Annotated in this window: 26 protein-coding genes; 12 read left to right on the top strand and 14 right to left on the bottom strand. The window is 72.2% G+C overall.

The window, feature by feature from the left end:
• Window positions 1-28 precede the first annotated feature (28 nt).
• Window positions 29-886 carry a type I methionyl aminopeptidase gene (gene map / locus ACIQ6R_RS10430; RefSeq protein ID WP_404174684.1) on the bottom strand — a complete coding sequence of 286 codons (858 nt, stop codon included), beginning with the start codon at window positions 884-886 and terminating at the stop codon, window positions 29-31.
• A 58-nt stretch (window positions 887-944) separates the two neighbouring features.
• On the opposite strand from map, the gene ACIQ6R_RS10425 reads away from it, so the two are divergent.
• Window positions 945-1,178, top strand: coding sequence for a hypothetical protein (locus ACIQ6R_RS10425; RefSeq protein WP_404174681.1), 234 nt, complete (start codon window positions 945-947; stop codon window positions 1,176-1,178).
• A 61-nt stretch (window positions 1,179-1,239) separates the two neighbouring features.
• Here the strand turns inward: ACIQ6R_RS10425 and ACIQ6R_RS10420 are convergent, their stop codons facing one another.
• Complete coding sequence (locus ACIQ6R_RS10420) at window positions 1,240-1,842, bottom strand: hypothetical protein (RefSeq protein ID WP_375918894.1); 603 nt, start codon at window positions 1,840-1,842, stop codon at window positions 1,240-1,242.
• A 142-nt stretch (window positions 1,843-1,984) separates the two neighbouring features.
• On the opposite strand from ACIQ6R_RS10420, the gene npdG reads away from it, so the two are divergent.
• The gene (gene npdG, locus ACIQ6R_RS10415) at window positions 1,985-2,692 is read left to right on the top strand and encodes an NADPH-dependent F420 reductase (RefSeq protein WP_404174678.1); all 708 of its coding nucleotides are present in this window, start codon (window positions 1,985-1,987) and stop codon (window positions 2,690-2,692) included.
• Window positions 2,693-2,778: 86 nt separating this feature from the next.
• The gene (locus ACIQ6R_RS10410) at window positions 2,779-2,970 is read left to right on the top strand and encodes a hypothetical protein (protein WP_386508155.1); all 192 of its coding nucleotides are present in this window, start codon (window positions 2,779-2,781) and stop codon (window positions 2,968-2,970) included.
• Here the strand turns inward: ACIQ6R_RS10410 and ACIQ6R_RS10405 are convergent.
• Window positions 2,960-3,757 (bottom strand): site-2 protease family protein, encoded by a 798-nt coding sequence (locus ACIQ6R_RS10405; protein ID WP_404174675.1) that lies wholly within the window; start codon window positions 3,755-3,757, stop codon window positions 2,960-2,962. The genes ACIQ6R_RS10410 and ACIQ6R_RS10405 overlap by 11 nt on opposite strands.
• A 173-nt stretch (window positions 3,758-3,930) precedes the next feature.
• Between ACIQ6R_RS10405 and ACIQ6R_RS10400 the strand changes: the two genes are divergently transcribed.
• The gene (locus ACIQ6R_RS10400; protein WP_404220133.1) at window positions 3,931-7,482 is read left to right on the top strand and encodes an AfsR/SARP family transcriptional regulator; all 3,552 of its coding nucleotides are present in this window, start codon (window positions 3,931-3,933) and stop codon (window positions 7,480-7,482) included.
• An 11-nt stretch (window positions 7,483-7,493) separates the two neighbouring features.
• Here the strand turns inward: ACIQ6R_RS10400 and ACIQ6R_RS10395 are convergent, their stop codons facing one another.
• The 3 genes from ACIQ6R_RS10395 to panB form a co-directional block, all read right to left on the bottom strand.
• Entirely contained in the window at window positions 7,494-8,300 is an 807-nt protein-coding gene (locus ACIQ6R_RS10395) for an ABC transporter permease (RefSeq protein ID WP_375918879.1), read from the bottom strand.
• Window positions 8,297-9,322 carry an ATP-binding cassette domain-containing protein gene (locus tag ACIQ6R_RS10390; RefSeq protein WP_404174669.1) on the bottom strand — a complete coding sequence of 342 codons (1,026 nt, stop codon included), beginning with the start codon at window positions 9,320-9,322 and terminating at the stop codon, window positions 8,297-8,299. Before ACIQ6R_RS10390 ends, ACIQ6R_RS10395 begins: the two co-directional genes overlap by 4 nt.
• A 185-nt stretch (window positions 9,323-9,507) precedes the next feature.
• Window positions 9,508-10,383: a 3-methyl-2-oxobutanoate hydroxymethyltransferase gene (panB, locus tag ACIQ6R_RS10385; protein WP_404220131.1), complete on the bottom strand. Its 876-nt coding sequence runs from the start codon at window positions 10,381-10,383 to the stop codon at window positions 9,508-9,510.
• 315 nt (window positions 10,384-10,698) lie between these two features.
• Between panB and ACIQ6R_RS10380 the strand changes: the two genes are divergently transcribed.
• The 4 genes from ACIQ6R_RS10380 to ACIQ6R_RS10365 all read left to right on the top strand — a co-directional run bounded on the left by ACIQ6R_RS10380 (window position 10,699) and on the right by ACIQ6R_RS10365 (window position 14,297).
• Complete coding sequence (locus tag ACIQ6R_RS10380; RefSeq protein WP_404174663.1) at window positions 10,699-11,751, top strand: endonuclease/exonuclease/phosphatase family protein; 1,053 nt, start codon at window positions 10,699-10,701, stop codon at window positions 11,749-11,751.
• A 145-nt stretch (window positions 11,752-11,896) separates the two neighbouring features.
• Window positions 11,897-13,123, top strand: coding sequence for an MFS transporter (locus ACIQ6R_RS10375; RefSeq protein ID WP_404220129.1), 1,227 nt, complete (start codon window positions 11,897-11,899; stop codon window positions 13,121-13,123).
• A gap of 110 nt (window positions 13,124-13,233) precedes the next feature.
• Window positions 13,234-14,088, top strand: coding sequence for a helix-turn-helix domain-containing protein (locus ACIQ6R_RS10370; protein ID WP_404220127.1), 855 nt, complete (start codon window positions 13,234-13,236; stop codon window positions 14,086-14,088).
• Window positions 14,085-14,297, top strand: coding sequence for a DUF397 domain-containing protein (locus tag ACIQ6R_RS10365; protein WP_404220125.1), 213 nt, complete (start codon window positions 14,085-14,087; stop codon window positions 14,295-14,297). The genes ACIQ6R_RS10370 and ACIQ6R_RS10365 overlap by 4 nt, the downstream gene beginning before the upstream one ends.
• 37 nt (window positions 14,298-14,334) lie before the next feature.
• Here the strand turns inward: ACIQ6R_RS10365 and ACIQ6R_RS10360 are convergent, their stop codons facing one another.
• Both ACIQ6R_RS10360 and glnA read right to left on the bottom strand, forming a co-directional pair.
• Window positions 14,335-14,568, bottom strand: coding sequence for a hypothetical protein (locus ACIQ6R_RS10360; RefSeq protein WP_404174652.1), 234 nt, complete (start codon window positions 14,566-14,568; stop codon window positions 14,335-14,337).
• Window positions 14,569-15,023: 455 nt separating this feature from the next.
• Complete coding sequence (glnA, locus tag ACIQ6R_RS10355) at window positions 15,024-16,385, bottom strand: type I glutamate--ammonia ligase (protein WP_055416613.1); 1,362 nt, start codon at window positions 16,383-16,385, stop codon at window positions 15,024-15,026.
• Between the two features lie 276 nt (window positions 16,386-16,661).
• Between glnA and ACIQ6R_RS10350 the strand changes: the two genes are divergently transcribed.
• Window positions 16,662-17,330 carry a DUF3105 domain-containing protein gene (locus tag ACIQ6R_RS10350; RefSeq protein ID WP_404220123.1) on the top strand — a complete coding sequence of 223 codons (669 nt, stop codon included), beginning with the start codon at window positions 16,662-16,664 and terminating at the stop codon, window positions 17,328-17,330.
• A complete protein-coding gene (locus ACIQ6R_RS10345) occupies window positions 17,327-17,953 on the top strand; it encodes a DUF305 domain-containing protein (protein ID WP_404220121.1) in 627 nt (208 codons plus the stop codon). The genes ACIQ6R_RS10350 and ACIQ6R_RS10345 overlap by 4 nt, the downstream gene beginning before the upstream one ends.
• 80 nt (window positions 17,954-18,033) lie before the next feature.
• On the opposite strand, the gene ACIQ6R_RS10340 is transcribed toward ACIQ6R_RS10345, so the two are convergent.
• From ACIQ6R_RS10340 to ACIQ6R_RS10330, 3 genes are all read right to left on the bottom strand, one after another.
• Complete coding sequence (locus tag ACIQ6R_RS10340) at window positions 18,034-18,489, bottom strand: VOC family protein (RefSeq protein WP_404174641.1); 456 nt, start codon at window positions 18,487-18,489, stop codon at window positions 18,034-18,036.
• A 73-nt stretch (window positions 18,490-18,562) separates the two neighbouring features.
• Window positions 18,563-18,817 (bottom strand): Txe/YoeB family addiction module toxin, encoded by a 255-nt coding sequence (locus ACIQ6R_RS10335; RefSeq protein WP_310873687.1) that lies wholly within the window; start codon window positions 18,815-18,817, stop codon window positions 18,563-18,565.
• Window positions 18,814-19,077, bottom strand: coding sequence for a type II toxin-antitoxin system Phd/YefM family antitoxin (locus ACIQ6R_RS10330; protein WP_404174638.1), 264 nt, complete (start codon window positions 19,075-19,077; stop codon window positions 18,814-18,816). The genes ACIQ6R_RS10335 and ACIQ6R_RS10330 overlap by 4 nt, the downstream gene beginning before the upstream one ends.
• 212 nt (window positions 19,078-19,289) lie before the next feature.
• Here ACIQ6R_RS10330 and ACIQ6R_RS10325 point away from each other — a divergent pair, with 212 nt between their 5' ends.
• Window positions 19,290-22,286: a bifunctional [glutamine synthetase] adenylyltransferase/[glutamine synthetase]-adenylyl-L-tyrosine phosphorylase gene (locus tag ACIQ6R_RS10325; RefSeq protein WP_404220119.1), complete on the top strand. Its 2,997-nt coding sequence runs from the start codon at window positions 19,290-19,292 to the stop codon at window positions 22,284-22,286.
• 19 nt (window positions 22,287-22,305) lie between these two features.
• On the opposite strand, the gene ACIQ6R_RS10320 is transcribed toward ACIQ6R_RS10325, so the two are convergent.
• Window positions 22,306-23,199 (bottom strand): NADP-dependent oxidoreductase, encoded by an 894-nt coding sequence (locus ACIQ6R_RS10320; RefSeq protein ID WP_404220117.1) that lies wholly within the window; start codon window positions 23,197-23,199, stop codon window positions 22,306-22,308.
• Window positions 23,200-23,281: 82 nt separating this feature from the next.
• On the opposite strand from ACIQ6R_RS10320, the gene ACIQ6R_RS10315 reads away from it, so the two are divergent.
• A complete protein-coding gene (locus tag ACIQ6R_RS10315) occupies window positions 23,282-23,869 on the top strand; it encodes a TetR/AcrR family transcriptional regulator (RefSeq protein ID WP_404220115.1) in 588 nt (195 codons plus the stop codon).
• A gap of 153 nt (window positions 23,870-24,022) precedes the next feature.
• Here the strand turns inward: ACIQ6R_RS10315 and ACIQ6R_RS10310 are convergent, their stop codons facing one another.
• Window positions 24,023-24,877, bottom strand: coding sequence for a phosphatase PAP2 family protein (locus tag ACIQ6R_RS10310; protein WP_404174626.1), 855 nt, complete (start codon window positions 24,875-24,877; stop codon window positions 24,023-24,025).
• 86 nt (window positions 24,878-24,963) lie between these two features.
• A complete protein-coding gene (locus ACIQ6R_RS10305) occupies window positions 24,964-25,998 on the bottom strand; it encodes a LacI family DNA-binding transcriptional regulator (RefSeq protein ID WP_404174623.1) in 1,035 nt (344 codons plus the stop codon).
• Between the last annotated feature and the right edge of the window lie 291 nt (window positions 25,999-26,289).

Raw genomic sequence — 26,289 nt, 5'->3', positions numbered from 1 at the left:
AGAGCGGGCCGTGAAGGGCGTGGTGAGGCTACGGAAGGGTCAGGATCTCGGCCCCGGAGTCGGTCACCACGAGCGTGTGCTCGAACTGCGCCGTCCGCTTGCGGTCCTTGGTCACGACCGTCCAGCCGTCGTCCCACATGTCGTACTCGTGCGTCCCGAGCGTCAGCATCGGCTCGATCGTGAAGGTCATCCCGGGCTGGATGACGGTGGTGGCGTGCGGGCTGTCGTAGTGCGGGACGATGAGCCCCGAGTGGAACGACGAGTTGATCCCGTGGCCGGTGAAGTCCCGCACCACCCCGTACCCGAACCGCTTCGCGTACGACTCGATGACCCGGCCGATGATGTTGATCTGCCGGCCCGGCTTGACCGCCTTGATGGCGCGGGCGAGGGACTCCCGGGTCCGCTCGACCAGCAGCCGGCTCTCCTCGTCCACGTCGCCGACCAGGTAGGTCGCGTTGTTGTCGCCGTGCACGCCGCCGATGTACGCCGTCACGTCGAGGTTGACGATGTCACCGTCGCGCAGCACCGTGGAGTCGGGGATGCCGTGGCAGATGACCTCGTTGACCGAGCTGCACAGGGACTTGGGGAAACCGCGGTAGCCCAGCGTCGAGGGGTAGGCGCCGTGGTCGCACATGTACGCGTGCGCCACCCGGTCCAGCTCGTCCGTCGTGACGCCGGGCGCGATCAGCTTCGCGGCCTCCTCCATCGCCCGCGCGGCGATCCGCCCGGCCACGCGCATCGCCTCGATCGTCTCGGGCGTCTGCACCTCCGGTCCGGTGTACGGCGTCGGCGCGGGTTTGCCCACGTATTCGGGACGGCGGATGTTTCCGGGTACGGAACGGGTGGGAGACAGCTCCCCTGGTACGAGCAGCGACTGGCCAGACATGTCAGCGAGTCTAACCAGCGGGCATACGAGAGCATGTCCCTGGCGAAAGGAGCCGGTCATGGCCCTGTTCAAGAAGCGCACGGTCGGAAAACCGGGCGAGTGGTACTACTGCCTGGAGCACCAGAAGGTCGAGGAGGGCCCGGACTGCCCGGGAAAGGACCGTTTCGGACCGTACGCCTCCCGCACGGAGGCCGAGCAGGCGATGCGGACCGCCCGCGAGCGCAACCTCGAGTGGGAGAACGACCCCAAGTGGCACGACTCCCCCTCCGCGGGGCGCGCGGAGGAGGACTGACGGGTCACCTCTCCACGGTCACCGCGGCGGCGACCGCCGCGCGCGGGTCCGGAGGCGGTGGCTACCAGCCGGTCGGCGGCGGGGCCGTCAGGTGGTCGGCCAGGCGGGACAGGCGGTCCCGGAAGCGGCGGCGGCCCCGGGGCGGCGGCACCGCGTTCTCCCCGGCCGCCGCGCTGACCAGGTGCTGCACCGTGTCCAGGTCCAGCTCGGCGCCGTCCGGCACGGTCAGCGTCTCGTGCGCCATCGCCGTCAGCTCCCGCTCGCCGGTGCCCAGCGCCAGCACCGTCGCGCCGGCCCGGCGGGCGTCGTGCACCCGTTCCAGCAGCGGGGCACCGGGGTCGTCCGGCGTCACCACGAGCAGCGTCTCCCCGCGCCGGGCCGCCGCCAGCCGCCCCGGACCCACCGCGAGATGCGCCGGGTCCGAAGGGCGCGCGTCGTGCCGTACGAGCGTGGGGGCCAGCTCCGGCGTCCCGGACCAGGCCGCCTCGTCCACCAGGTGCGCCGCCAGATGCCAGGGCTCGTACTCGGCGGTGCCCACGAGCAGCAGCCCGCCCCCGTGCGGGACCACGGAGCCCCGCAGGGCCCCCGCGAACCTCCGGGTGGCCCCCAGCCACTCGGTCCCGGCGAGCACTTCCCGCAGCAGCGCGACCCGTACGGCGTCCATGGGCCCGCATCCTGCCGCAACCCGGCCCGCGCGACCCGGCATTCGCCCCGGATTCGCCCGACCCGGGGACGGCCCGGGAACGACCCGGCACTGGGCGGGACCTGAACCCGACCGGCGGCCGGGACGGACGTAGGGTCGGCCCATGACCTCTACCGACAGTGCTGCACAGAAGGCCCCCGCCAAGGACCCCTGGGACCTGCCCGACGTATCCGGGCTGGTCGTCGGCGTGCTCGGCGGCACCGGCCCCCAGGGCAAGGGCCTGGCCTACCGCCTCGCCAAGGCCGGCCAGAAGGTGATCGTCGGCTCGCGCGCCGCCGAGCGCGCCGAGGCCGCCGCCGAGGAGATCGGGCACGGCGTCGAGGGCGCCGACAACGCCGAGACCGCCCGCCGCAGCGACGTCGTGATCGTCGCCGTGCCCTGGGACGGCCACGGCAAGACCCTCGAATCCCTGCGCGAGGAACTGTCCGGCAAGCTCGTCGTCGACTGCGTCAACCCGCTCGGCTTCGACAAGAAGGGCGCCTACGCGCTCAAGCCCGAGGAGGGCAGCGCCGCCGAGCAGGCCGCCGCCCTGCTCCCGGACAGCCGGGTCACGGCCGCCTTCCACCACCTGTCCGCCGTCCTCCTCCAGGACCCGGAGATCGACGAGATCGACACCGACGTCATGGTGCTGGGCGAGGTCCGCGCCGACGTGGAGATCGTCCAGGCCCTCGCCGGGCGCATCCCCGGCATGCGCGGCGTCTACGCCGGGCGGCTGCGAGGCGCCCACCAGGTCGAGTCGCTGGTCGCCAACCTGATCTCCGTCAACCGCCGCTACAAGGCACACGCCGGACTCCGCGTCACGGACGTGTGAGGCGATGGGGGACACTGGTGGGTGCCAGCCAGACCGCGACACGGCACCCGCAGTGCCCGCCGTGTCCCCCGACAGGAGCCCGCACCATGCCCCGCCTCGCCCTCTACGCCCTGGCCGTCTGCGTACTCGCCGTGGCCGCCGCCGTCGTGTCCTTCGTGCAGGGCAGCGTGCTGATCGGCGTCGTGTGGGTGCTGCTGTCGGGGCTGTCGTCCAACATGTGCTGGTACTACGTCAAGCGCGGCAGGGACGCCCGCCGCTCCACGTCCGTCACGGGCTGACCGAGCACAGCGGGTCCGTCTGCCAGAAGCGGTACAGCTCGAAGCCGCAGTACGTGTCGATCTCGCCGATGCCGAGACCGCGCAGGATCGCGTCGACCGCGTCGAAGAACACACCGTTGACGGCCGGGATCCACAGCAGCGCGAACACGATCAGCAGCCCGAACGGCGCGAGCGGCTCCACCTGCCGCCGCACGTGGTACGACAGCCACGGCTCGATCACCCCGTAGCCGTCCAGGCCCGGCACCGGCAGGAAGTTCAGGATCGCCGCCGTGACCTGGAGCAGCGCGAGGAAGGCCAGCGCGATCCGGAAGTCGCGCGGCACACCGTCCAGCGCGTCCAGCCAGAACGGCGCCGTGCACACCACGGCGAACAGGACGTTCGTCAGCGGACCCGCCGCCGAGATCAGGCTGTGCCGCCAGCGACCCCGGATCCGCCCGCGCTCGATGAAGACCGCACCGCCCGGCAGACCGATCCCGCCCATGATCACGAACAGCACCGGGAGCACGATGCTCAGCAGGGCGTGCGTGTACTTCACCGGGTTCAGCGTGAGATAGCCCTTCGCGCCGACCGAGATGTCGCCGCTGTGCAGCGCGGTGCGCGCGTGCGCGTACTCGTGCAGGCACAAGGACACGACCCACGCGGCCGTCACGAACAGGAACACGGCCAGGCCCGGCTGCTCGGCGAACCCGGTCCAGACGGCCCAGCCCGTGACCGCGGCGACGGCGACGATCCCGAGGAACACCGGACTGATCCGCCGGTCGCTGGGGCGGGCGGTGGCGGTGGTCATGGGACTCCCTGGACTCTCGGGTGTGCGGCGCGGGACCCGCGGGGGGACTGCCCGACCGTACCGGGCGCACCGGGAAGACGTCTCACGGGCGGCAGGAGGTTCCGGGGGCTTCGGGACGGGTCCGCGCGCCGCGCCGACGAACCCCGTGACCGGCTTCGACGGCAGCGGGGACAATGGACCCCGTGCGCTATCGCATCCTCGGCACCACACAGGTACTCCGCCCCGACGGCACGGCCGTCCCGCTCGGCGGGGCGCGGCTGCGCGCGCTGCTGACCGTCCTCGCGCTCCGGCCCGGCCGCACCCTGCCCGCGGGCCTGCTGGTGCGGGAGGTGTGGGACGGCGACCCGCCCGCCGACGCACCCGGTGCCTTGCAGGCCCTGGTCGGGCGGCTGCGCCGGACGCTCGGCGCGGGCGCCGTCGCCTCGGCCGACGGCGGTTACCGGCTCGCCGCCGCCCCGGACGACGTCGACCTGCACCGCTTCGACCGGCTGGCCGGCGAGGGCACCCGTGCCCTGGCCGACGGCGCCCCCGCCAAGGCGGCCGTCGTGCTCGACGACGCCCTCACCCTGTGGCGCGGCCCCGCCCTCGCCGACCTGCCCGACCGCACCGCCGAGGCGGCCCGCTGGGAGATACGGCACCTGGACGCCCTGCGCGCCCGTCACACCGCCGCCCTCGACCTCGGACAGGCCGAACACTCCCTGCCCGAGCTGACCGCCCTGTGCGACGGCCACCCCCTGGACGAGCCCCTCCAGGCCCTGCGGCTGCGCGCCCTGCGCGACACCGGCCGCACCGCCGAGGCGCTGGCCGCCTACGACGCCGTACGCCGGCTCCTCGCGGACCGGCTCGGCACCGACCCGGGGCCGGAACTCCGAGCTTTGCACGGGGAACTGCTCAATCCAGCGCCAGCTCCGCCAGCTCCGCCAGCTCCGCCAGCTCCGCCAGCTCCGCCCGGGACGCGCCTGGCGTCCGGGGCAACCGCGAAGCCTCCGGCGCCGGGAACCGCGCATCCCGGGGCGTCCGGGGCGCCCGGGGCGTCCGCGCATCCTGAGATGTCCGGGACATCCGCGTATCCCGGGACTTCCGGGGCGCCCGGGACCTCCGGGACGCCCGCCGCCCCCGGGTCGCCCGCGACGCCCGCCGAGCCAGCCGCACCCACCGCGGCCGAGGGCCGTGCCGCCCCGGTCGCTCCGGCCGCCTCCCGCCCCCGGGGCAACCTCCGCGCCCGGCTCACCTCCTTCGTCGGCCGGGACGCCGACATCGAGGCCCTGCGCGCCGACCTGGCGACCACCCGTCTCGTCACCCTCCTCGGGCCCGGCGGCGCCGGAAAGACCCGGTTGTCGCAGGAGGTCGCCGAGGGCGCCGGGGACACGGCGCGGGACGGCGTGTGGCTGGCCGAGCTGGCCCCCGTCGACGACCCCGGCGCCGTACCGGAGGCCGTACTGACCGCCGTCGGCGCCCGCGAGACCGTGCTGTACGGCGCCGGCGCCGAGGAGATGCGGGCCGTCGCCGCCTCCGACCGGCAGGCCACCGCCGTCGAGCGCCTCGTCGAGCACTGCGGCCGGCGCCGCATGCTGATCGTCCTCGACAACTGCGAACACGTCGTCGACGCCGCCGCCCGCCTCACCGAGGAACTGCTCGCCCGCTGTCCCGGCCTGACCGTCCTCGCCACCAGCCGCGAACCCCTCGGCGTACCGGGGGAGTCACTGCGCCCGGTGGAGCCGCTGCCCGAGCCGGCCGCGCTCCGGCTGCTCGCCGACCGGGGCGCCGCCGCCCGCCCCGGCTTCCGCACCGACGCCGACGAGGAGACCGCGGCGGCCTGCGCCGAGATCTGCCGCCGCCTCGACGGTCTGCCGCTGGCCATCGAACTGGCCGCCGCCCGGCTGCGCATGCTCACCCCGCGCCAGATCGCCGGCCGCCTCGACGACCGCTTCCGTCTGCTCACCTCCGGCAGCCGCACCGTCCTGCCCCGGCAGCAGACGCTGCGCGCGGTCGTCGACTGGTCCTGGGACCTGCTCGACGAGGACGAACGGGACGTCCTGATGCGCCTGTCCGTCTTCGCGGGCGGCTGCGACCTCGCCGCCGCCGAGGCGGTGTGCGGCCCCGCCGCGCTGGAGGCCCTCGGCTCCCTGGTCGACAAGTCCCTGGTCGTCGCCGCGCCGTCCGGCGGCGACGGCATGCGCTACCGGCTCCTGGAGACCGTCGCCGAGTACGCCGGGGAACGCCTCGACGAGGCCGGCGGCCGCGCCGGCGCCGAGCGCGCGCACCTGACGTACTACCGCGAACTCGCCCGCACCACCGACCCGTTGCTGCGCGGCCCGCGACAGCTGGCCGCCATCGAGCGGCTGGAGCGCGAGTACGAGAACCTGCGCACCGCCCTGCGGCACGCCATCGCCGAGCGCGACGAGCAGGAGGCGCTGAGCCTGTCGCTGTCGCTGGTCTGGTACTGGCAGATGCGCGACCTGCGGGTGGAGGCCAGGAACTGGTTCAGCGAGGTCATGACCCTCGGCCCGGACCCGTTCACGGAGCCGGTCCGCCGTGCCGAGCCGGTGTGGGAGCGGTGCACTGCCGCCCCGCCGCCGATGACCGGCGAGGTGCTCGTCGAGGCCCGGCGCGGGGTCCATCTCGCCCATCTCGCCTGCATGGACACCGAGCTGGAGGTCTGGCAGAAACCGGAGGCGAAGCGGAAACTGCGGGTCATCGCCGAGACGTACGAACCGGGCATGCCCCAGAACTGCGCCCCTCCCGGCCTGCTCTGGTTCTTCGCCGTGATGCTCTCCGGCGACATGGAGCGGCTGCGCGTGATCATGGACGCCGCCGTGCGCACCTCCCGCGAGACGCCGGGATACGACTGGGCGCTGGCCGGCAGCCTCCAGATGCGCGCCAACTTCCTCGCCAACCGCACCGAGTGGGCGGGCGACGCGGCCGGCGACGCCGACGAGGCGCTGGAGATCTACCGCCGCCTCGGCGACGCCTGGGGCACCGCCGAGGCGCTCGCCGCCCGCGCCGAGGCCCGTGAGCGCAAGGGCGAGTACCGGCTCGCCGCCGCCGACTACCGGGCCGCCGCGGAACACGCCGAACGGCTCGGCGCGCACGCCCAGGTGGACGTCCTGGAGGCCCGCCTCGGCAGCGTGCTGCTGGAGGCGGGCGACGGTGCGGAGGGCGAGCGCATCCTGTACGGGGTGATCGGCCGGACCGAGGGGAGCGGGCACAACGGCGCCATGCCGGCCGCCCGGCTCTTCCTCGCCGGCCGGCTCGGCATGACCGGCCGGACCGCCGAGGCGAAGGTGCAGCTGCGGCTGCTGCGGCAGGACTTCACCCTCTCGCATTTCATCGTCTTCGACGCCTTCATCCTCGCCGCGGAGGCGTGGATCGCCACCCTGGAGGACCGGCACGAGGAGTGCCTGGACAAGGTCCGCAAGTCGCTGGCGCGGGCCGAGGACCCGCTGTCCGCGGCCATCGCCCCGCACATGCGCTCCGGGTACCTGACCATCGCCGCGATGGCGCTGGCCCGCGTGGACGGCGGGTGCCGGGCCGCGGACGCCGCACGCTGCATCGGCGCCGCCGACGCGATGCTGCCGCGCGACCACGTCTCGATGGGCCTGGAGCGGGACGCGCGCGCCCGGGCCACCGAGCGGGTCCGCGAGGTGATCGGCGGTGAGGCGTACGAGGCCGCGTACGCCGAGGGCACCGGCCTCTCCGTTCAGGAGGCCGTCGCCCTCGTCTGAGCCGGGTCGGATCAGGTCTTCGTACGGAACTTGTGGATGGCGACCGGCGCCATCACCGCCGTGATCGCCACCGACCAGCCGAGCGTGATCCACAGGTCGTGCGCGACCGGGCCGCCCACCATCAGCCCGCGCGCCGCGTCGGCGAGCGTGGAGAGGGGGTTGTAGTCGGTGAAGGCCTGCAGCCAGCCCGGCATCGACTGCGTCGGCGCGAAGATCGAGGACCCGAACTGCAGCGGGAACAGCACCATGAATCCCATCGCCTGCACGGACTGCGCGTTCTTCAGGATCACGCCCAGGGTGAGGAACACCCACATGATCGACGAGGCGAACACCGCGGACAGGCCCACCGCCGCGAACAGACCGGGCCAGCTCTGGATGTCGAAGCCGACCAGGACGGCGACGATCATCAGCACGGCGGTGGCGAACAGCATCCGCAGCATCTCCACCGCGATCTTCGCGAAGAGCACCGAGCCGCGCCCGATCGGCAGGGACCGGAAGCGGTCCATGACCCCGGAGTTGAAGTCCTGGCTGAACCCGGTGCCGACGCCCTGGGACAGCGTCATGCTCATCATCGCGATCATCCCGGGGATCACGTACTGCACATAGCCGTCCTGCCCGCCGCCCAGGGCCTGGCCGATCGACCCGCCGAAGACGTACACGAACAGCAGGGTGAAGACGACCGGCATCAGCAGGGCGTCGAACATCGACTCCGGGTCCTGCCGGATCCACAGCAGGTTGCGGCGGACCAGGGCACCGGTGTGCCGCAGATGCCCGCGCGGGGTGATCCGGGCGTCGGGACTGACGGTGGTGGCGCTCATACGGCGACCTCCTCGCGGGCTTCGGTGGGCGCGGCGTCCTGCGGGGCACTGGCGCGGTGGCCGGTGAGGGACAGGAAGACCTCGTCCAGGCTGGGCAGTTCGGTGGTGATGGAGGCGATCGTGACGCCGCGCGCGGTGACCGCGCCGACCACGGCGGTCAGCTGCTCGTCGCTGAGGATCGGTACCAGGACGGCACCGCGCTGCGCGTCCACCGTGGAGCTGGCGAGCCCGGTGATGCCCAGCTCGTCCAGGAAGGCGGCGAGCGGACGCAGCTGGAGCGGGTCGGCCGGGCGGACGCGCAGGGTGCGGCCGCCTACCTTGGCCTTCAGCTCCTCGATGCCGCCGTTCGCGATGACCTTGCCGCGGTCCACCACGGTCAGCTGGGAGGCGAGCTGCTCGGCCTCCTCCATGTACTGGGTGGTGAGCAGCACGGTGACACCGTCGCCGACCATGCGCTTGACCTCGTCCCACACCTCGTTGCGGGTGCGCGGGTCCAGTCCGGTGGTGGGCTCGTCCAGGTACAGCACCGCCGGGCGCCCGATCATGGAGGCCGCCAGGTCCAGCCGCCGCCGCATGCCGCCCGAGTAGGTGGCCGCGGGACGCTTGCCTGCCTCGGCGAGCGAGAACCGCTCCAGCAGTTCGTCGGCCCGTGCGCGGGCGTCCCCGCGGGGCAGGTCGAGCAGCCGGCCGATCATGTAGAGGTTCTCCCAGCCGGGGAGCTTCTCGTCCACGGACGCGTACTGCCCGGTGAGTCCTATCACCCGCCGCAGCTGCCGCGGCTGCCGTACGACGTCGTAGCCGGCGACGTGCGCCCGGCCGGCGTCGGGTGTGATGAGGGTGGACAGGATGCGGACGAGGGTGGTCTTGCCGGCGCCGTTCGGCCCGAGCACACCCATCACGGTGCCCTCGCGCACATCCAGGTCCACGCCGTCCAGCGCCTTGGTCTCGCCGTAGTGCTTGACCAGCCCCCGCACGGTGACCGCGCTGCCCGCGGCCGGAGGGTTCTTGTCGATTCGCTTCATGCCGACGACGTTGTCAGCCCCCGCCGACAAACCGCCGACATCCCACCGACAGCCCACCGACAGCCCTCCGGCACCGCCGACAGCCCGCCGACAGGACGGAGGGCGGCGCCGGGAACCCGAGGCCGGAAAGCACCGGCCCCGCCGACGGGGGAAGATCGGCGGGGCCGGTGTCGTACCGCGATGGCTCAGTGGACGGAGTGCTCCTCCTGCGGGAACGTTCCGCCGACGACGTCCTCGGCGAACGCCCGCGCCGCGTCGCCCATGACCCGGCGCAGGTCGGCGTACTGCTTGACGAACTTCGGCATCCGGCCGCCGGTCAGCCCGAGCATGTCGGTCCACACCAGCACCTGCGCGTCCGTGTCCGGACCCGCGCCGATACCGACCGTCGGGATGTGCAGCGTCCGCGTCACCTCGGCGGCCAGCTCGGCCGGCACCAGTTCCAGGACGACCGCGAAGGCGCCCGCGTCCTGCACCGCCTTGGCGTCGCGCAGCAGCTGCTGGGCCGCCTCCTCGCCCCGGCCCTGCACCCGGTAGCCCATGGCGTTGACGGACTGCGGGGTGAGGCCGATGTGCGCCATCACGGGGATGCCGGACTCGACGAGCAGCCGGATCTGCTCGTGCGACCGCTCACCGCCCTCCAGCTTCACGGCCCCCACGCCCGCCTCCTTCACCAGCCGGGTGGCCGAGCGCAGCGCCTGCACCGGGCCCTCCTGGTAGGAACCGAAGGGCAGGTCGCCGACGATCAGGGCGCGACCGGTGCCCCGCACGACCGCGGCCGAGAGCATGGTCATCTCGTCCAGCGTGACGGGCACGGTGGTCTCGTAGCCGAGGTGGCAGTTGCCCGCGGAGTCGCCGACGAGCATGACCGGGATGCCGGCCTCGTCGAAGACGGACGCGGTCATCGCGTCGTAGGCGGTGAGCATGGGCCACTTCTCGCCGCGCTCCTTGGCGGCGGTGATGTCCCGGACGGTGATACGACGGTTGCTCTTGCCCCCGTACAGCGCCTTGCTCCCGTCGGAGGGCCGGCTCTGAGGCGTCGGGGCAGCCGAAAGCTGCGTCATGGCAACGGCTCCTTCATGTCATCTCGAGGCACCCTGACGGTGTCCCCGGATCCCTTCCATGGTGGCACCTTGTGCGTCCCGGCGGCTAGTGGGCCCTCAGGACGGCCGGATCCGGGAGGGAGAAGGCGGGGGCCGAATGTGCTCGTTGTGTCACAGAGCGGCCCGTGTCGCCGCTGTTCGGAACTCCGGACGCCGACTCGTACGTCCTCGTGCCAGTACGGCCGTCACGGGACGGCGGGTTCGGAACCGATCATCCCCTAGGGTGCTGAGTCACAGGGGGCGACGGTGTTGCACGGCAGGTAGTGAGGCGACGGTATGGCGCAGCAGGCGTACATGACGGAGACGGACGGCGGCGGCTCGGGGCCCGAGCGTCGGGGACCCCGGCTTCGGCGCCTGTTCGAACGGGCGGTCACCGGCTGGCGCGGTGACCCGCGGATCTGGCGCCGGGGCCTGATCACCGCCGCGGTGGCCGTGGTCCTGGCCGTCGTCATGGCGGCCCACTCGCGCATTCCGAACGCCATCGGCAACCTCGGCAGCCTCACGGAGACCTTCCTGCCGTGGTTCGGCCTGCTGGTCCCGGTGCTCCTGGTGATCGCGCTCGCCCGCAAGTCGGCGACGGCGCTGATCGCGCTCCTGCTGCCGGTGGCCGTGTGGTTCAACCTCTTCGGCGGCCTGCTCTTCGACAAGACCGGCACCGGCGGCGACCTCACGGTGGCCACGCACAACGTCAACGCCGACAACGCCGACCCGGCCGGCACCGCCCGCGCCGTGGCCGCCGCCGGTGCCGACGTGATGGCTCTGGAGGAGCTGAAGGCGTCCGCCGTACCGACGTACGAGAAGGCGCTCGCGGCGAAGTACCCCCATCACGCGGTCGTCGGCACCGTCGGGCTGTGGAGCAAGTACCCGGTCAGCGGCGTGAAGGCGGTCGACATCGAACTGGGCTGGAAGCGTGCGATGCGCGCCACCGTCGCCACCCCGTCCGGGCCGGTCGCCGTGTACGTCGCCCACCTGCCGTCCGTACGGGTGAAGCTGGAGGCCGGTTTCACCGCCCGGCAGCGGGACAAGAGTGCCGAGGCCCTCGGTGAGGCCATCGCCGACGAGAAGCTGCCCCGCAAGATCCTGCTCGGCGACCTCAACGGCACCATGAACGACCGCGCGCTCACCGCGATCACCTCTCAGATGCGCTCCCCGCAGGGCGCCGTGGGCGACGGCTTCGGGTTCAGCTGGCCGGCGTCCTTCCCGATGGCCCGTATCGACCAGATCCTGGTCTCCGGCGTCGAACCGACGACCAGCTGGACCCTCCCGGCGACCGGCAGCGACCACCTCCCGATCGCCGCGCGTGTGAGGGTCGACACAACGGCATCCTGAAAGTCCCTGGTCAGCCCCGTTTGGGCAGCTGCCGGAAACCCACGCGTCACCTCACGGAATACTCGGCCTGAGAGGCTTTGTTCCGTACGGGAACATAGCGAAGATCTCCCGTACGCACCTCCGCTCTCGAAAGGCGAGACCCTTCATGCCCCTGGCCCTGCTCGCCCTTGCCGTGGGCGCCTTCGGCATCGGTACCACCGAGTTCGTGATGATGGGCCTGCTGCCCGACGTCGCGGACGACCTGAACATCTCGATCCCCAGCGCCGGCCACCTGGTCTCGGCCTACGCCCTCGGCGTCGTCATCGGCGCCCCGCTGCTGGCGGCGGCGACGGCACGGATGTCCCGCCGCACGGTCCTGATCGCCCTGATGGCGCTCTTCGTGGCCGGCAACGCGCTGTCGGCGTTCGCCCCCGGCGAGGTCTCCCTCCTCGCCGCCCGCTTCGTCAGCGGCCTGCCGCACGGCGCCTTCTTCGGCGTCGGCGCGGTGGTCGCCACCGGCATGGTCGCGCCGGAACGCAAGGCCCGCTCCGTCTCCCTGATGTTCCTGGGCCTCACCGTCGCCAACATCGTCGGCGTCCCCGCCGCCACCGCCATGGGCCAGCAGCTCGGCTGGCGGGCGACCTTCCTCGGCGTGAGCGCCATCGGCGTCGCGGCGATAGCGGCGCTGGTCGCCCTGATACCCCGCGACCACGCCCCCGCTGCCGGCGCCGGCCTGCGCGGCGAACTGGCCGCCCTGCGCTCCGTCCCCGTCTGGCTGGCCCTCGGCACGACCGTCGCGGGCTTCGGCGCGCTCTTCTCCGCGTACAGCTACATCACGCCGATGCTCACGGACGCCGCCGGCTTCGCCGAGGCCAGCGTGACGCTGCTGCTCGCCCTCTTCGGCGTCGGCGCCACCGCGGGCAACCTGCTGGGCGGCCGGCTGGCCGACCACTCCCTGCGCGGCACCCTCTTCGGCGGTCTCGCCTCCCTGGTCGCGGTCCTCGCCCTCTTCCCGCTCCTGATGCGCACGGAGGTCAGCGCGGCCCTCGCCGTGGCCCTGCTCGGCATGGCCGCCTTCATCACCGGCTCGCCCCTCCAGCTGATGGTCATGGAGAAGGCCGCCGCGGCCCCCTCCCTGGCCTCCTCGGCCAACCAGGCCGCCTTCAACCTCGCCAACGCCGGCGGTGCCTGGATCGGCGGCCTCGCCCTCGCGGCGGGCTACGGCGCCACGTCCCCGGCGACGGCGGGCGCGGGGCTGGCGCTGCTCGGTCTGGGGGTCGCGGGCGCGGCCTACGCCGTGGACCGGCGCCGGGCCGCCGCCGCTCCGGTCACCGGGCGGGAACGTGTGGTCGCCGGGCACGTGCCGGAGGCCGTGGAGACGGCACGCCGCTGAGGACCGCGCCCCACGTCGGGGTGACGGGGGCCGTATCCCGTCACGGTGCGTCGATCATCCGTCTACCGTGACGCACGTCGCGATACGACGCGCAGGGCGGAGGGGTGCGGATGTCGGTGAACGGCGGGACGGACGAGCCGGGTTGGGAGGTCGACCCGGACGACGAGTGGGGCGTGGCCGTCCTCACCACCGTGGGGCGGCAACTGAAGCTGCGCCGCGAGGCGGTGGGGATGCGGGCGGGCGACTTCGGAGTGGCCGTCGGGTACGGGGAGGACCTCGTCTACAAGGTGGAGGGCGGGAAGCGGATCCCTCGGCGGGAGTACCTGCACCGAGCCGACGAGGTGCTGCGGGCAGGCGGGCTGCTGACGGCGATGTGGGAGGACGTCGCGAAGGTCCGGTACCCGAAGCGGGTCCGCGAACTGGCGAAGCTGGAGGCCAGTGCGGTCGAGCTCGGGCTGTACAGCACTCACAACGTCCACGGCCTGTTGCAGACCGAGGCACACATGCGCGCGCTGTTCGACACGTGGCTTCCCGCGTACACGGAAGAGGAGACGGAACGCATGGTGGCCGCGCGGATGGCCCGCCGGTCGGTCTTCGAGCGGTCACCGGCGCCCACACTCAGCTTCGTCCAGGAGGAAGCGACGCTCCGCCGCCCGGTCGGAGGCAGAATGGTGTGGCGTCGACAGCTCGAACGACTACTGGAGCTGGGGGAGTTGCGGAACGTTTCGATTCAGGTGATGCCGACCGACCGCGAGGAGCACGTCGGGACGGGCGGTCTGATCGAAGTGCTCAAGTTCCCCGACGGCAGTGCGGTTGCGCGCTCCGAGGGAGCGTTTGCGGGGCGGCCGGTGACCGATCCGAAGCAGCTCAGAATCCTTGAACTGCGCTATGGCATGATCCGGGCCCAGGCTCTCACGCCCCGAGAGTCGCGGGCCGTCATCGAGCAGATGCTTGGAGAGTCATGATCCGCATCCCCATAACCACCCCGGACGCTCCCGCCCTGGCATGGTTCAGGAGCAGCTACAGCAGCAGCGGAGACGGCAACGACTGCGTCGAGGTCGCGATAACCCCCGCCACCATCCACGTCCGCGACTCCAAGCGCCCCGACGGCCCCCGTCTGGCCGTGCCCACGGCCTCGTGGGCGGCGTTCGTGGCCGGCACCGGCGAGGAGTGAGCCCCGGACACGGTGGTCCGGGGCTCAGCCGGGCGGCTCAGACCATGGTCGTGTGCGCGTGGCCCTGCGCCGAGGCGCCGCCGAAGGCCGCCGAGGCGCCCAGACCGGCCGTGACCGAGAGCGGGCCGGCCTCCGCGTGGAAACCGGTACCGACCGCACCACCGGCGGTTATGACGGCCGCACCGGCGTCGACGCCGATGGTGCCGCCGGACACCTGGTCCAGGTCCGTGTCGGAGATCTCAGCCGTTTCGACCTGGGGGACGAGGTTCATGGCAGGTCTTTCCTTTCGTGCGAACGAATGGGAGCGGTGAGGCACGCCCGCCCGGAACGCGGAGTCGGGGGAGTCCGGACCGATCACCGGCGTGCCGCGCACTGATCCAAGCACGCTGCTGAACGGCCGACCATCCGCGCGCTGTCGGAGCCTCGTCCCCGGCGTCTTCGCGTCCATCAGTGTGCCCATGCGGTCAGGGAATGAGCCCGCGTCTTCACGCTACCCACCGATAAGAAGAGCCCTCCCGAGCCGCGTCGCGCGCAGCCGGCCCGATCCGCCTCCACCACGCCCAGTCCGTGCGACCGAGCGATGAACGGTGTGCGGGTCCGAAGGATTTTCGGGGTCGGCCCCGGGCCGAAGGCCGGCTCGGGGGGAGTAACACGTCGGGGCCGGCGATCAGTCGACCGCCGGCCCCTCTGCCATGGCAACGGGACGCATCCGTCCGCTGACCCGCACTACAGCACCGGCAGCGACTTCCGCAGCTCGAAGGCGGTGACCTGCGACCGGTACTCCTCCCACTCCTGCCGCTTGTTGCGCAGGAAGAAGTCGAAGACGTGCTCGCCGAGGGTCTCGGCGACCAGGTCGCTGCGTTCCATCAGGGCGAGGGCCTCGCCGAGGTTCTGGGGGAGGGGCTCGATGCCCAGCGCGCGGCGTTCCGAGTCGGACAGGGCCCAGACGTCGTCCTCGGCGCCCGGCGGGAGTTCGTAGCCCTCCTCGATGCCCTTGAGGCCGGCGGCGAGGAGGACGGCGTAGGTCAGGTACGGGTTGGCGCCGGAGTCGATGGAGCGGACCTCGACGCGGGCCGAGCCGGTCTTGCCGGGCTTGTACATGGGGACGCGGACCAGGGCCGAGCGGTTGTTGTGGCCCCAGCAGATGTAGGACGGGGCCTCGCCGCCCGCGCCCGCCGTGCGCTCGGAGCCGCCCCAGATGCGCTTGTAGCTGTTCACCCACTGGTTGGTGACCGCCGAGATCTCCGCCGCGTGCCGCAGCAGGCCCGCGATGAAGGAGCGGCCGACCTTGGAGAGCTGGTACTCGGCGCCGGACTCGTAGAACGCGTTGCGGTCGCCCTCGAAGAGGGAGAGGTGGGAGTGCATCCCCGAGCCCGGGTACTCCGAGAACGGCTTCGGCATGAAGGTGGCCTGGAGGCCCTGCTCCAGCGCGACCTGCTTCATGACCAGGCGGAAGGTCATGATGTTGTCGGCGGTGGAGAGCGCGTCGGCGTAACGCAGGTCGATCTCCTGCTGGCCGGGGGCGCCCTCGTGGTGGGAGAACTCCACCGAGATGCCCATCGACTCCAGCATGGTGATCGCCTGGCGGCGGAAGTCCATGCCGATGTTCTGCGGGGTGTGGTCGAAGTAGCCGGAGTTGTCGGCGGGGGTGGGGACCGTGCCGTCGACGGGCTTGTCCTTCAGCAGGAAGAACTCGATCTCCGGGTGGGTGTAGAAGGTGAAGCCCAGGTCGGAGGTGCGGGCCAGGGCGCGCTTGAGGACGTAGCGCGGGTCGGCGAAGGACGGGGAGCCGTCCGGCATGAGGATGTCGCAGAACATGCGGGCCGTGCCGGGGGCCTCCGCACGCCAGGGCAGGACCTGGAAGGTGGAGGGGTCCGGCTTGGCGATCATGTCGGACTCGTAGACCCGGGCGAAGCCCTCGATCGCGGAGCCGTCGAAGCCGATGCCCTCGTCGAAGGCCTGCTCCAGCTCGGCCGGGGCCACGGCGACGGACTTGAGGAAGCCCAGTACGTCCGTGAACCACAGGCGTACGAACCGGATGTCGCGCTCCTCCAGCGTCCGGATCACGAACTCCTGCTGCTTGTCCATCTTCCGCTTCCCCATCCTTGCTGGTCAGGCCGCCTGGCTCCGGTACGGCGGGAGGCGGTCGGGCACCCGAGCATCACACCACAGCACGGTTTCGTACGCGTTGCGGGCCTCGATCGGACCACCGGCCCTCCCCGCAGCGTAGAGGCCACCTGTTCGATCGGGCCATTCCTGGGCTTCCGCGGCGACGGATCCTGTGATCTCCCTACGATTCCGCCCTCCTCCGCCATTACGATCAGCGGACTCCACCGCCTCCCTTTTCCCAGAAGGGCACTCCCCATGGGTTCCGCCAAGAAGAGCAGCAACACGGCGCGACAGACACGCATAGCCGAGATGCGGCGCGCCGAGGAGGCCCGCGACCGCCGGAACCGGATCCTCACCATCGCGGCCAGTGCCGTGGTCGTCGCCGGTCTCGTCGTCGGCGGGGTCGTCCTCGTCCGGTCGCAGTCCGGCGACTCCGACGACGCCACGGCCTCGGACGGCAAGTCCTCCGGCAAGTTCGTCGCCGGGGCGGACGGGGTGCGGACCTGGAAGGGGGACCTGTCCCGCAACCACGTCACCAAGAAGGTGTCCTACCCGGCCGAGCCCCCGGTCGGCGGCGACCACAACCAGGTCTGGATGAACTGCAACGGCGACGTCTACACCGAGCCGCTGGAGAACGAGAACGCCGTGCACTCGCTGGAGCACGGTGCCGTCTGGGTGACGTACACCGACAAGGCGCCCGAGGCCGACGTGGAGAAGCTGGCGGCGAAGGTGAAGAAGACGCCGTACTCGCTGATGAGCCCGGTCGGTAAGCAGAAGGACCCGATCATGCTCACCGCCTGGGGGCACCAGCGCACGGTGACGGGCGCCGACGACCCGAACGTGGACAAGTTCTTCGAGAAGTTCGTGCAGGGCGAGCAGACCCCGGAGCCGGGTGCCGCCTGCACGAACGGCCTGTCGCGGTGACACCGAAACGGGCCGGCTGGATCGCGGGGGCGGCCGCCGCCGTCCTCGTCGGCGCCGGCGGGATCACCTACGCCGTCGCCGGGGACGACGGCGCGGGCCGCGTCCCGTCCGCCGACTCGGCGGACGCCGGCTTCGCGCGGGACATGTCGGTGCACCACCAGCAGGCCGTGGAGATGTCGTACATCGTGCGCGACCGCACCGAGGACGAGGAGGTGCGGCGCCTCGCGTACGACATCGCGCAGACCCAGGCCAACCAGCGGGGCATGATGATCGGCTGGCTCGACCTGTGGGGACTGCCGAAGGTGTCGTCCGACCCGCCGATGACCTGGATGGGCATGGGCGAGATGCCCTCCGCCGGGGAGGGCTCGCTGATGCCGGGGATGGCCACCGACGCCGAGATGGAGAAACTGGCCACGCTCGACGGGAAGCGGGCGGAGGTCTACTACCTCCAGCTCATGACCGAGCATCACAAGGGCGGCGTCCACATGGCCGAGGGGTGCGCCGACACGTGCACGGTCGGCGTGGAGAAGCGGCTGGCGCGGGGGATGGTCGAGTCGCAGGAGTCGGAGATCCGGCTGATGGCGGACCTGCTGGCGGAGCGGGGCGCGAAGCCTCGGACGTGAGACCGCCGGCTCCCGATCACCGACCGGTGGCGGGAGACCGGCTGACCCGGCCGGACGGGGCCGGGGCCTGTCCGGCGAGGTCAGGCGCCCTGGCCCGGCCGCTTCTGGTCCGCCAGCACCTGGTGCAGCGGCTCCGTCGCCCGGCGGCGGTACTCCTGGACCGCCCAGCCGTTGCCGTCCGGGTCCTTGAAGTACATGAACGTGGCGCCGTCGTCCGGCGCGTACTGCACCGGCTCGGAGACCTCCAGGCCGCGCCCCACCAGCTCCGCGTGGGCGGCCTTGATGTCGGTGACGCACAGCTGGAGTCCCTGGTACGAGCCGGGGGCCGGCGCGGTCTGGCCCTGCGCCATGTCCCAGATGGCCTCGCCGAGGGCGATCGAGCAGCCCGAGCCGGGCGGCGTCAGCTGGACGATGCGCATCCCCGGCATGACCTCCTGGTCGATGTCGACGTGGAAGCCGACCTTGTCCCGGTAGAAGTCCCGGGCCCGGTCGATGTCGGTCACGGGCAGCGGGATCACTTCGAGCGTGAAGTCCATGGCATGGCTCCTTCGACTTCCTTGTCGAGCACGATGTCGTGATGTCGGTTCTGTCGGCAGGGGTACGGCGCTGTCAGTAGTGGTACCGGGCCTGCACGATGACCAGCACGCCGTCGGCGGGCTTGTACACCAGGCGGTGTGTGTCGTCGATGCGTCGTGACCAGTAGCCCGACAGGTCGCCCTTCAGCGGCTCGGGCTTGCCGATGCCCTTGAACGGGTCACGTGTGATGTCGGTGATCAGTTTGTTGATCCGCTTGGTCACCTTCCGGTCGCTCTCGGCCCAGTGGACGTAGTCCTCCCAGCCGTGCGACGTGAAAGTGATCTTCACGGGCGCTCCGCGTCCGGATCGATCAGCTCACGCCGCCGTGCGCCGCCGGAGTCGGCCTCGGCGATGGAGTCGAGCAGGCGGCGGGCGTTCTTGGGGGAGCGCAGGAGATGCACCGTCTCCGTCCAGGCCGTGAAGTCCTCCTCGGACATGAGCACGGCGTTTCCCTTGCGGGAGGTGATGTGCACCGGGGCGTGGTCCTCGTTGACCTGCTCTATCAGCGGGAACAGGTTCTGACGGGCTTCGCTGGCGGTAATGGACATACCGGTGCCTCCCTTCGCGGCTTGTACAAGATATCGTACGAGTGTGGAGCGGGCCACCGGAAGAGGTGGGCGGTACGCTCCGGCGCCCGCGCGCGCCTCCCCGGTTACGCTCAGCCGTACGACCTTGATCCGAAGGTCCGGGATCCACGGGTCCGGATCCACGGGTCCGGGATCCGCAGTCCGAGACCCCACAGGTCCGACAGGAGGCCGAGATGACGGCGCCGGGGCGCAGGAGCAGTACCTTCACGCGGCTGCTCCGGCACGGCTTCACCGATCCCTCGGCCGCCGAGCGGCTGCTGGACGGCGTGGAGCTGGCCCCGGTCCGCAGCGACCCGGTGCTGCTGGAGGCGCTGGGCGCCACCGCCGACCCGGACCTCGCCCTGCACGGCCTGGTCCGGCTCCTGGAGGCGCAGCCCGGCCCCACCGCCCGCCGGGAGCTGCTGGACACCCTGATAGCGGCCAAGCCGCTGCGCGACCGTCTCCTCGGCGTGCTCGGCGCCTCCGAGGCGCTCGCCGACCACCTCGCCCGGCACGCCGGCGACTGGCAGGCCCTGGTCACGTACGAGCCGCGGGACCTGCACCGCGGGGTGCCGGAGTTCGAGCACGGCCTCGCCGAGGCCACCGACCCCGTCTCCCTGCGCGTCGCCTACCGGCGCTGCCTGCTGTCCATCGCCGCCCGCGACGTGTGCGGCACCATCGACGTCGCCGAGACCGCCGCAGAGCTGGCCGACCTCGCCACCGCCACGCTGCGCGCCGCCCTCGCCCTCGCCGAGGCCGCCGCGCCCGAGGACGCCGCGCTCTGCCGGCTCGCGGTGATCGCGATGGGCAAGTGCGGCGGACACGAACTGAACTACGTCTCCGACGTGGACGTCATCTTCGTGGGGGAACCCGCGGAGGGGGTGGACGACGAGGCCAGGGCGATGCGCGCCGCGACCGCACTCGCCTCGCACCTGATGCGGATCTGCTCCGAGACCACCGTCGAGGGCTCCATCTGGCCCGTCGACGCCAATCTCCGCCCCGAGGGGCGCAACGGCCCGCTGGTGCGCACCCTCAGCAGCCACCTCGCCTACTACCAGCGCTGGGCCAAGACCTGGGAGTTCCAGGCGCTGCTCAAGGCCCGTCCGGTGGCCGGCGACGCCGGGCTCGGCGCCGAGTACGTGGCCGCCCTCCAACCCCTGGTGTGGCAGGCCGCCGACCGCGAGAACTTCGTCCCGGACGTGCAGAAGATGCGCCGCCGGGTGGTGGAGACCATCCCCGTCGCCGAGGTCGACCGGCAGCTGAAACTGGGTCCGGGCGGGCTCAGGGACGTCGAGTTCGCCGTCCAGCTGCTCCAGCTGGTGCACGGACGGTCCGACACCTCCCTGCACAGCGGCACGACACTGGACGCGCTGGAGGCCCTCGCCGCGGGCGGGTACGTCGGCCGGGCGGACGCCGCCCAGCTCGACGACGCGTACCGCTTCCTGCGTTCCATGGAGCACCGCATCCAGCTCCACCGGCTGCGACGCACCCACCTCGTCCCCGAGGAGGAGGCCGACCTGCGGCGCCTCGGCCGCTCCCTGGGGCTGCGCACCGACCCGGTCACCGGGCTGCTGCGCGCGTGGAAGCGGCACGCGTCCGTCGTACGCCGGCTGCACGAGAAGCTGTTCTACCGGCCGCTGCTCGACGCCGTCGCCCAGCTGGCGCCCGGCGAGGCCCGGCTGAGCCCCGAGGCGGCGCGGGAGCGGATGGTCGCCCTCGGGTACGCCGACCCGGCCGCCGCGCTCCGGCACCTGGAGGCGCTGGCGTCCGGCGTCACCCGCAAGGCGGCCATCCAGCGGACCCTGCTGCCCGTGCTGCTCGGCTGGTTCGCCGACTCCGCCGACCCGGACACCGGCCTGCTCAACTTCCGCAAGGTCTCCGACGCGCTCGGCACGACGCCCTGGTACCTGCGGCTGCTGCGGGACGAGGGCGCCGCGGCCGAGAACCTCGCCCGGGTGCTGTCCGCCGGGCGGCTCGCCCCCGACCTGCTGATGCGGGCGCCCGAGGCCGTCGCCCTGCTCGGGGACGGGAACGCCGGCGGGCTGGCGCCGCGCGGGCGGCTCCCGCTGGAACAGGAGACACTCGCCGCGGTCCGCCGCGCCGACGGCGCGGTGCAGGCGGTCACGGCGGCGCGCGGGGTCCGGCGCCGGGAGCTGTTCCGTACGGCCGCCGCGGACATCATCGGTTCCTACGGCACCGAGGCGCAGCCCGTCGAGGCCGACCAGGGCGCCCTGGTGGACCTGGTCGGCGGCGCCGTGTCCGACCTGACGGCGGCGACCCTGGCGGGCACGCTCCGGGCCGTCGTACGGGAAGGCTGGGGCGACACGCTGCCGACCCGGTTCGCGATCATCGGCATGGGCCGGTTCGGCGGCCACGAGCTGGGCTACGGCTCGGACGCGGACGTGCTGTTCGTGCACGAGCCGCGGGACGGGGTCGACGAGCGGGAGGCGTCGGACGCGGCGAACAAGGTCGTCTCCGAGATGCGCCGCCTGCTCCAGGTCCCCAGCGCCGACCCGCCCCTCCTCATCGACGCCGACCTGCGTCCCGAGGGCAAGTCCGGTCCGCTGGTGCGCACCCTGAAGTCGTACGAGGCCTACTACCGGCGCTGGTCGCTGGTGTGGGAGCGGCACGCGCTGCTGCGGGCCGAGTTCGTCGCCGGCGACGCGGATCTGGGGCGGCGCTTCATCGAGCTGGTCGATCCGCTGCGGTACCCGGCGGACGGGCTCGGGGAGGACGCCGTACGGGAGATCCGGCGGCTCAAGGCCCGGATGGAGTCCGAGCGGCTGCCGCGCGGCGCCGATCCCAAGCTGCACGCCAAGCTGGGGCCGGGCGGGCTGTCCGACGTGGAGTGGACGGTGCAGCTGCTCCAGTTGCGGCACGGGCACGCGGAGCGGGGGCTGCGCACCACCCGGACGCGCCAGGCCCTGTCCGCCGCCTGCGACGCCGGGCTCATCTCGGCGGAGCACGCCGGGACCCTCGACGAGGCGTGGGTGCTGGCGACGCGCGTCCGCAACGCGGTGATGCTGGTGCGCGGCCGGGCCGCCGACACCTTCCCGACCGACCCCCGCGAGCTGGCGGCGGTGGGCCGCTACCTGGGCCACGGCCCGGGCCACGCGGGCGACATGCTCGACGAGTACCGCCGCACGGCCCGCCGGGCCCGGGCGGTGGTGGAGGACCTGTTCTACGCCTAGGGCGTGTCCGGATCAGGGCTCAGACGATCACCACCCGCCGCCCGCGCGAGTGACCGGCCTGGCTGTCGATGTGCGCCGCCGCGGCCTCGGCGAGCGTGTACGACTTCTCCACGGGGATGTGAAGTTCGCCCCGTGAGATGAGGCCGACGGCCTCGGCGAGCGCGTCCGGCACGCTCCCGGCCACGCCGGAGAACCGGACCCCGGCCTCCGGCGCGCCGAGGTCGGCGATGGACACCACCCTGCTCGGATCACCCGTCAGCTCGACCAGCTCGCGGATCACGCCCGAGCCGGCCAGATCGAGCGCCGCGTCGACGTGGCCGAGCCGCCGCACCCGCTCGACCCAGCCCTCGCCGTACGTCGTGGCCTGGGCGCCCAGGCTCCGCAGATAGTCCTGGTTCGCGGCCCCGGCCGTGCCGATCACCGTGATGCCGCGCTCGCGGGCGATCTGCAGCACCGCCGACCCGACACCCCCGGACGCGCCGCTGACCAGCAGAGTCTGCCCGGGCCGCACCCCGACCTCGCGGATGACGCGCAGCGCGGTCTCCACCACGGAGGGGTATCCGGCCGCCTCTTCGAAGGTCAGCCCCTCGGGCATCCGGGCCCAGGCGCTCAGCACGGCGAACTCGGCATAGGTGCTCGAACCCTCGCCGAACACATGGTCGCCGACCTCGACGTCCTCGACGCCCTCGCCGACCTCGTCCACCACCCCCGACGCGTCCAGCCCGACTCCGGCGGGCAGCTCGATCGGATGGGCCTTCAGCATCTGGCCCTCACGGACCCGCCAGTCGACGGGGTTGACGCCCGCGGCCCGCACGGCGACGCGTATCTGGCCGGGGCCCGCGTGGGGCTCCTCGGCGTCCACGAGGTGCAGGACGTTGGGACCGCCGAACTCGGCGAAGCTCACTTTCCTCATGCCGGCGACCGTAACACTAACGGTTAGGTTTTCGAAACGGTTGCACTAACGGTTGCACCTTTGGGTTTGGTAGTGTCAGGGCATGACCGTGCCGACCGGGCGCCGGGAACGCAAGAAGGCCGCGACCCGCCAGAAGATCGCCGACGCCGCCCTGCGGCTCTTCCTGGAACACGGCTACGACGCGGTGGGCATCCGGGACGTGGCCGCCGAGGCCGACGTCGCCGTCACCACGCTCTTCTCCCACTTCGCCTCGAAAGAGGCCCTGGTGTTCGAGCAGGACCAGGACTTCGAGCTGCGCCTCGCGCGGGCGGTCACCGACCGGGGCCCGGACGAGCCGCTCGTCCCCGCGTTGCGCCGCGAGGTCCTGGCCCTGGTGCGGCACTGCACGGCGGACGGCGCCGCCCCGGTCCGGCGCCTGGTCGACGGCACACCCGCGCTGCGGGAGTACGAGGAGTCGATGAGGCTGCGCCACGCGGAGTCGCTGGCGACGGTCATCGCCGCCGATCCCGGCCTGGCGCAGAGCACGACGGCCTGTCGGACGATCGCGAGGTTCGCGATCGACGCCTATTCGCTGGCCCGCGAGGCGCCCGATCCGGAGGCCGCGCTGGACGAGATCTTCCGGATGGTCGAGGCGGCCTGGGAGGTCACCCACCCAGCTCGGCACCCCTGAGGAGCCGTCCCGCCGCGCGGGCAGAAGCCGTCCCGCCACGGGCAGGAGTCGTCCGCTACGGGCAGGAGCCGCCCGGCCACAGGACAGGAGCCGTCCCGCCACAGGCAGGAGACCGTCCCACGCGGGCAGGAGCCCGCCCCGGAGCGGCCGGCCCTACGCCCGCGTGGGCGACCACGCCCGCCACCGCGCCGCCACCGTCCGCGGCAACGCGTACGGCAGGCTGCCGTACCAGGCCGCCGCCACCGCGTACCCGAACCCCAGACACAGCACCCCGCCCACCGCGTCCAGCCAGAAGTGGTTGGCGGTGGCGACGATCACGACCAGGGTCAGCGCCGGATAGACCAGCCCCAGCACCCGCACCCACGGCACGGAAGCCAGCGCGAAGATGGTCAGCCCGCACCACACCGACCACCCGATGTGCATCGACGGCATCGCCGCGTACTGGTTCGACATGTTCTTCAGGTCGCCGGACGCCATCGAACCCCAGGTCTCGTGGACCATCACCGTGTCGATGAAGTGCCCGCCGTTCATCAGACGGGGCGGGGCGAGCGGATACAGGTAGTAACCGACCAGGGCGACGCCCGTCGTCGCGAAGAGCACGAGCCGGGTCGCCGCGTACCGCCCGGGGTGGCTGCGGTAGAGCCACACCAGCACGCCCAGGGTCACCACGAAGTGCAGCGTGGCGTAGTAATAGTTCATGCCGACGACCAGCCAAGTCACCGAGTTCACGGCATGGTTGACGGACTGCTCGACGGCGATGCCCAGCTGCTGCTCGACGCGCCAGATCCAGTCGGCGTTGCGCAGGGCCTGCGTCCGCTGCTCCGGTACCGCGTTGCGGACGAGGGAGTACGTCCAGTAACTGACGGCGATCAGCAGGATCTCGAACCACAGCCGGGGCCGGCGGGGTGCGCGGAGACGGCGCAGCGGCCCTCGCCCCGTCTTCTCCGTGACGGGGTGCGGAACGGCCTCGTCGAGGCGTTCCGGAGTCCTCACGGTCGCGTCACCCATAGGCATGAAGTCTGCCAGAAAAGCCTTCTCCCACCGATCATCCCCCAGTCGGATCCTGGTCGCATCCGGCCACCCCGGGGCAGGGGTCAGGGCCGGTTGCGCTCACCCGGCGCCGACGCCGTCGAGCCGCGCACCACCAGCTCCGGCATGAACACGAACTCACTGTGCGGTGCGGGCGTTCCGCCGATCTCCTCCAGCAGGGTGCGCACCGCCGCCTGCCCCATCGCCGGGACCGGCTTGCGGACGGTCGTCAGCGGCGGGTCGGTGAAGGCGATCAGCGGCGAGTCGTCGAATCCGACGACCGAGAAGTCCTTGGGCACGTCCAGGCCCCGCTGCCGGGCGGCCCGTATGGCGCCCAGCGCCATCATGTCGCTGGCGCAGACCACCGCCGTGCAGTTCCGCTCGATGAGAGCGGTGGCCGCCGCCTGGCCGCCCTCCAGGGTGTAGAGGGAGTGCTGGACGAGATCCGTCTCCACGGTCTCGGCACTCAGATCCAGTTGCTCCTGGATGGTGCGGACGAAGCCCTCGATCTTGCGCTGCACCGGCACGAACCGCTTCGGCCCGAGGGCCAGCCCGATGCGGGTGTGACCGAGCGAGACGAGGTGCGTGACCGCGAGGCTCATCGCGGCGCGATCGTCGGGGGAGATGAACGGCGCCTGCACCTTCGACGAGAAACCGTCGACGAGGACGAACGGCACGCCCTGCGCGCGCAGCCGTTCGTAGCGCTGCATGTCGGCGGTGGTGTCGGCGTGCAGCCCCGATACGTAGATGATGCCGGCGACCCCGCGGTCGACCAGCATCTCCGTCAGCTCGTCCTCCGTGGAACCGCCCGGGGTCTGGGTGGCGAGCACCGGCGTGTAGCCCTGACGTGTCAGCGCCTGGCCGATGACCTGGGCCAGCGCCGGGAATATCGGGTTCTCCAGCTCCGGCGTGATCAGGCCGACCAGGCCCTCGCTGCGCTGCCGCAGCCGCACGGGGCGTTCGTAGCCCAGGACGTCGAGGGCGGCGAGTACGGACTGTCGGGTGGTGGCGGCGACGCCCGGCTTCCCGTTGAGGACGCGGCTGACCGTCGCTTCGCTCACCCCCGCCTGGGCGGCGATGTCGGCAAGCCGTGTGGTCACAGGGGTGGACTGTACCTGTCGGCCGCCGCCTTGCACACCGATCGGGCGCCGTGGGCGGCCTGTTGGACGGCCCGTCGGACGGCCCGGCGCGGGCTGCTGCGTCATCGCGCTCCCTCGAGAAAATGGCGGCAAGAGCTTGCAGAGTCTTGCACAACCGGCCCGATACCGCTCGGCCCCCGTAAACAAGCGTCTCATGACGGTCGCCAGGAGGTCACACACGGATAACTTCGGAGATCTCTTGCACTTTTTTGCTGCAAGACCTTTCGCGCCGCTTACAACGCTGTTACGTTC

The organism is Streptomyces sp. NPDC096048 (assembly GCF_044763415.1).
GTDB lineage: Bacteria > Actinomycetota > Actinomycetes > Streptomycetales > Streptomycetaceae > Streptomyces.
The sequence above is the reverse complement of the archived record's forward strand: the minus strand, read 5'-3'. Positions and strand labels throughout refer to the sequence as shown.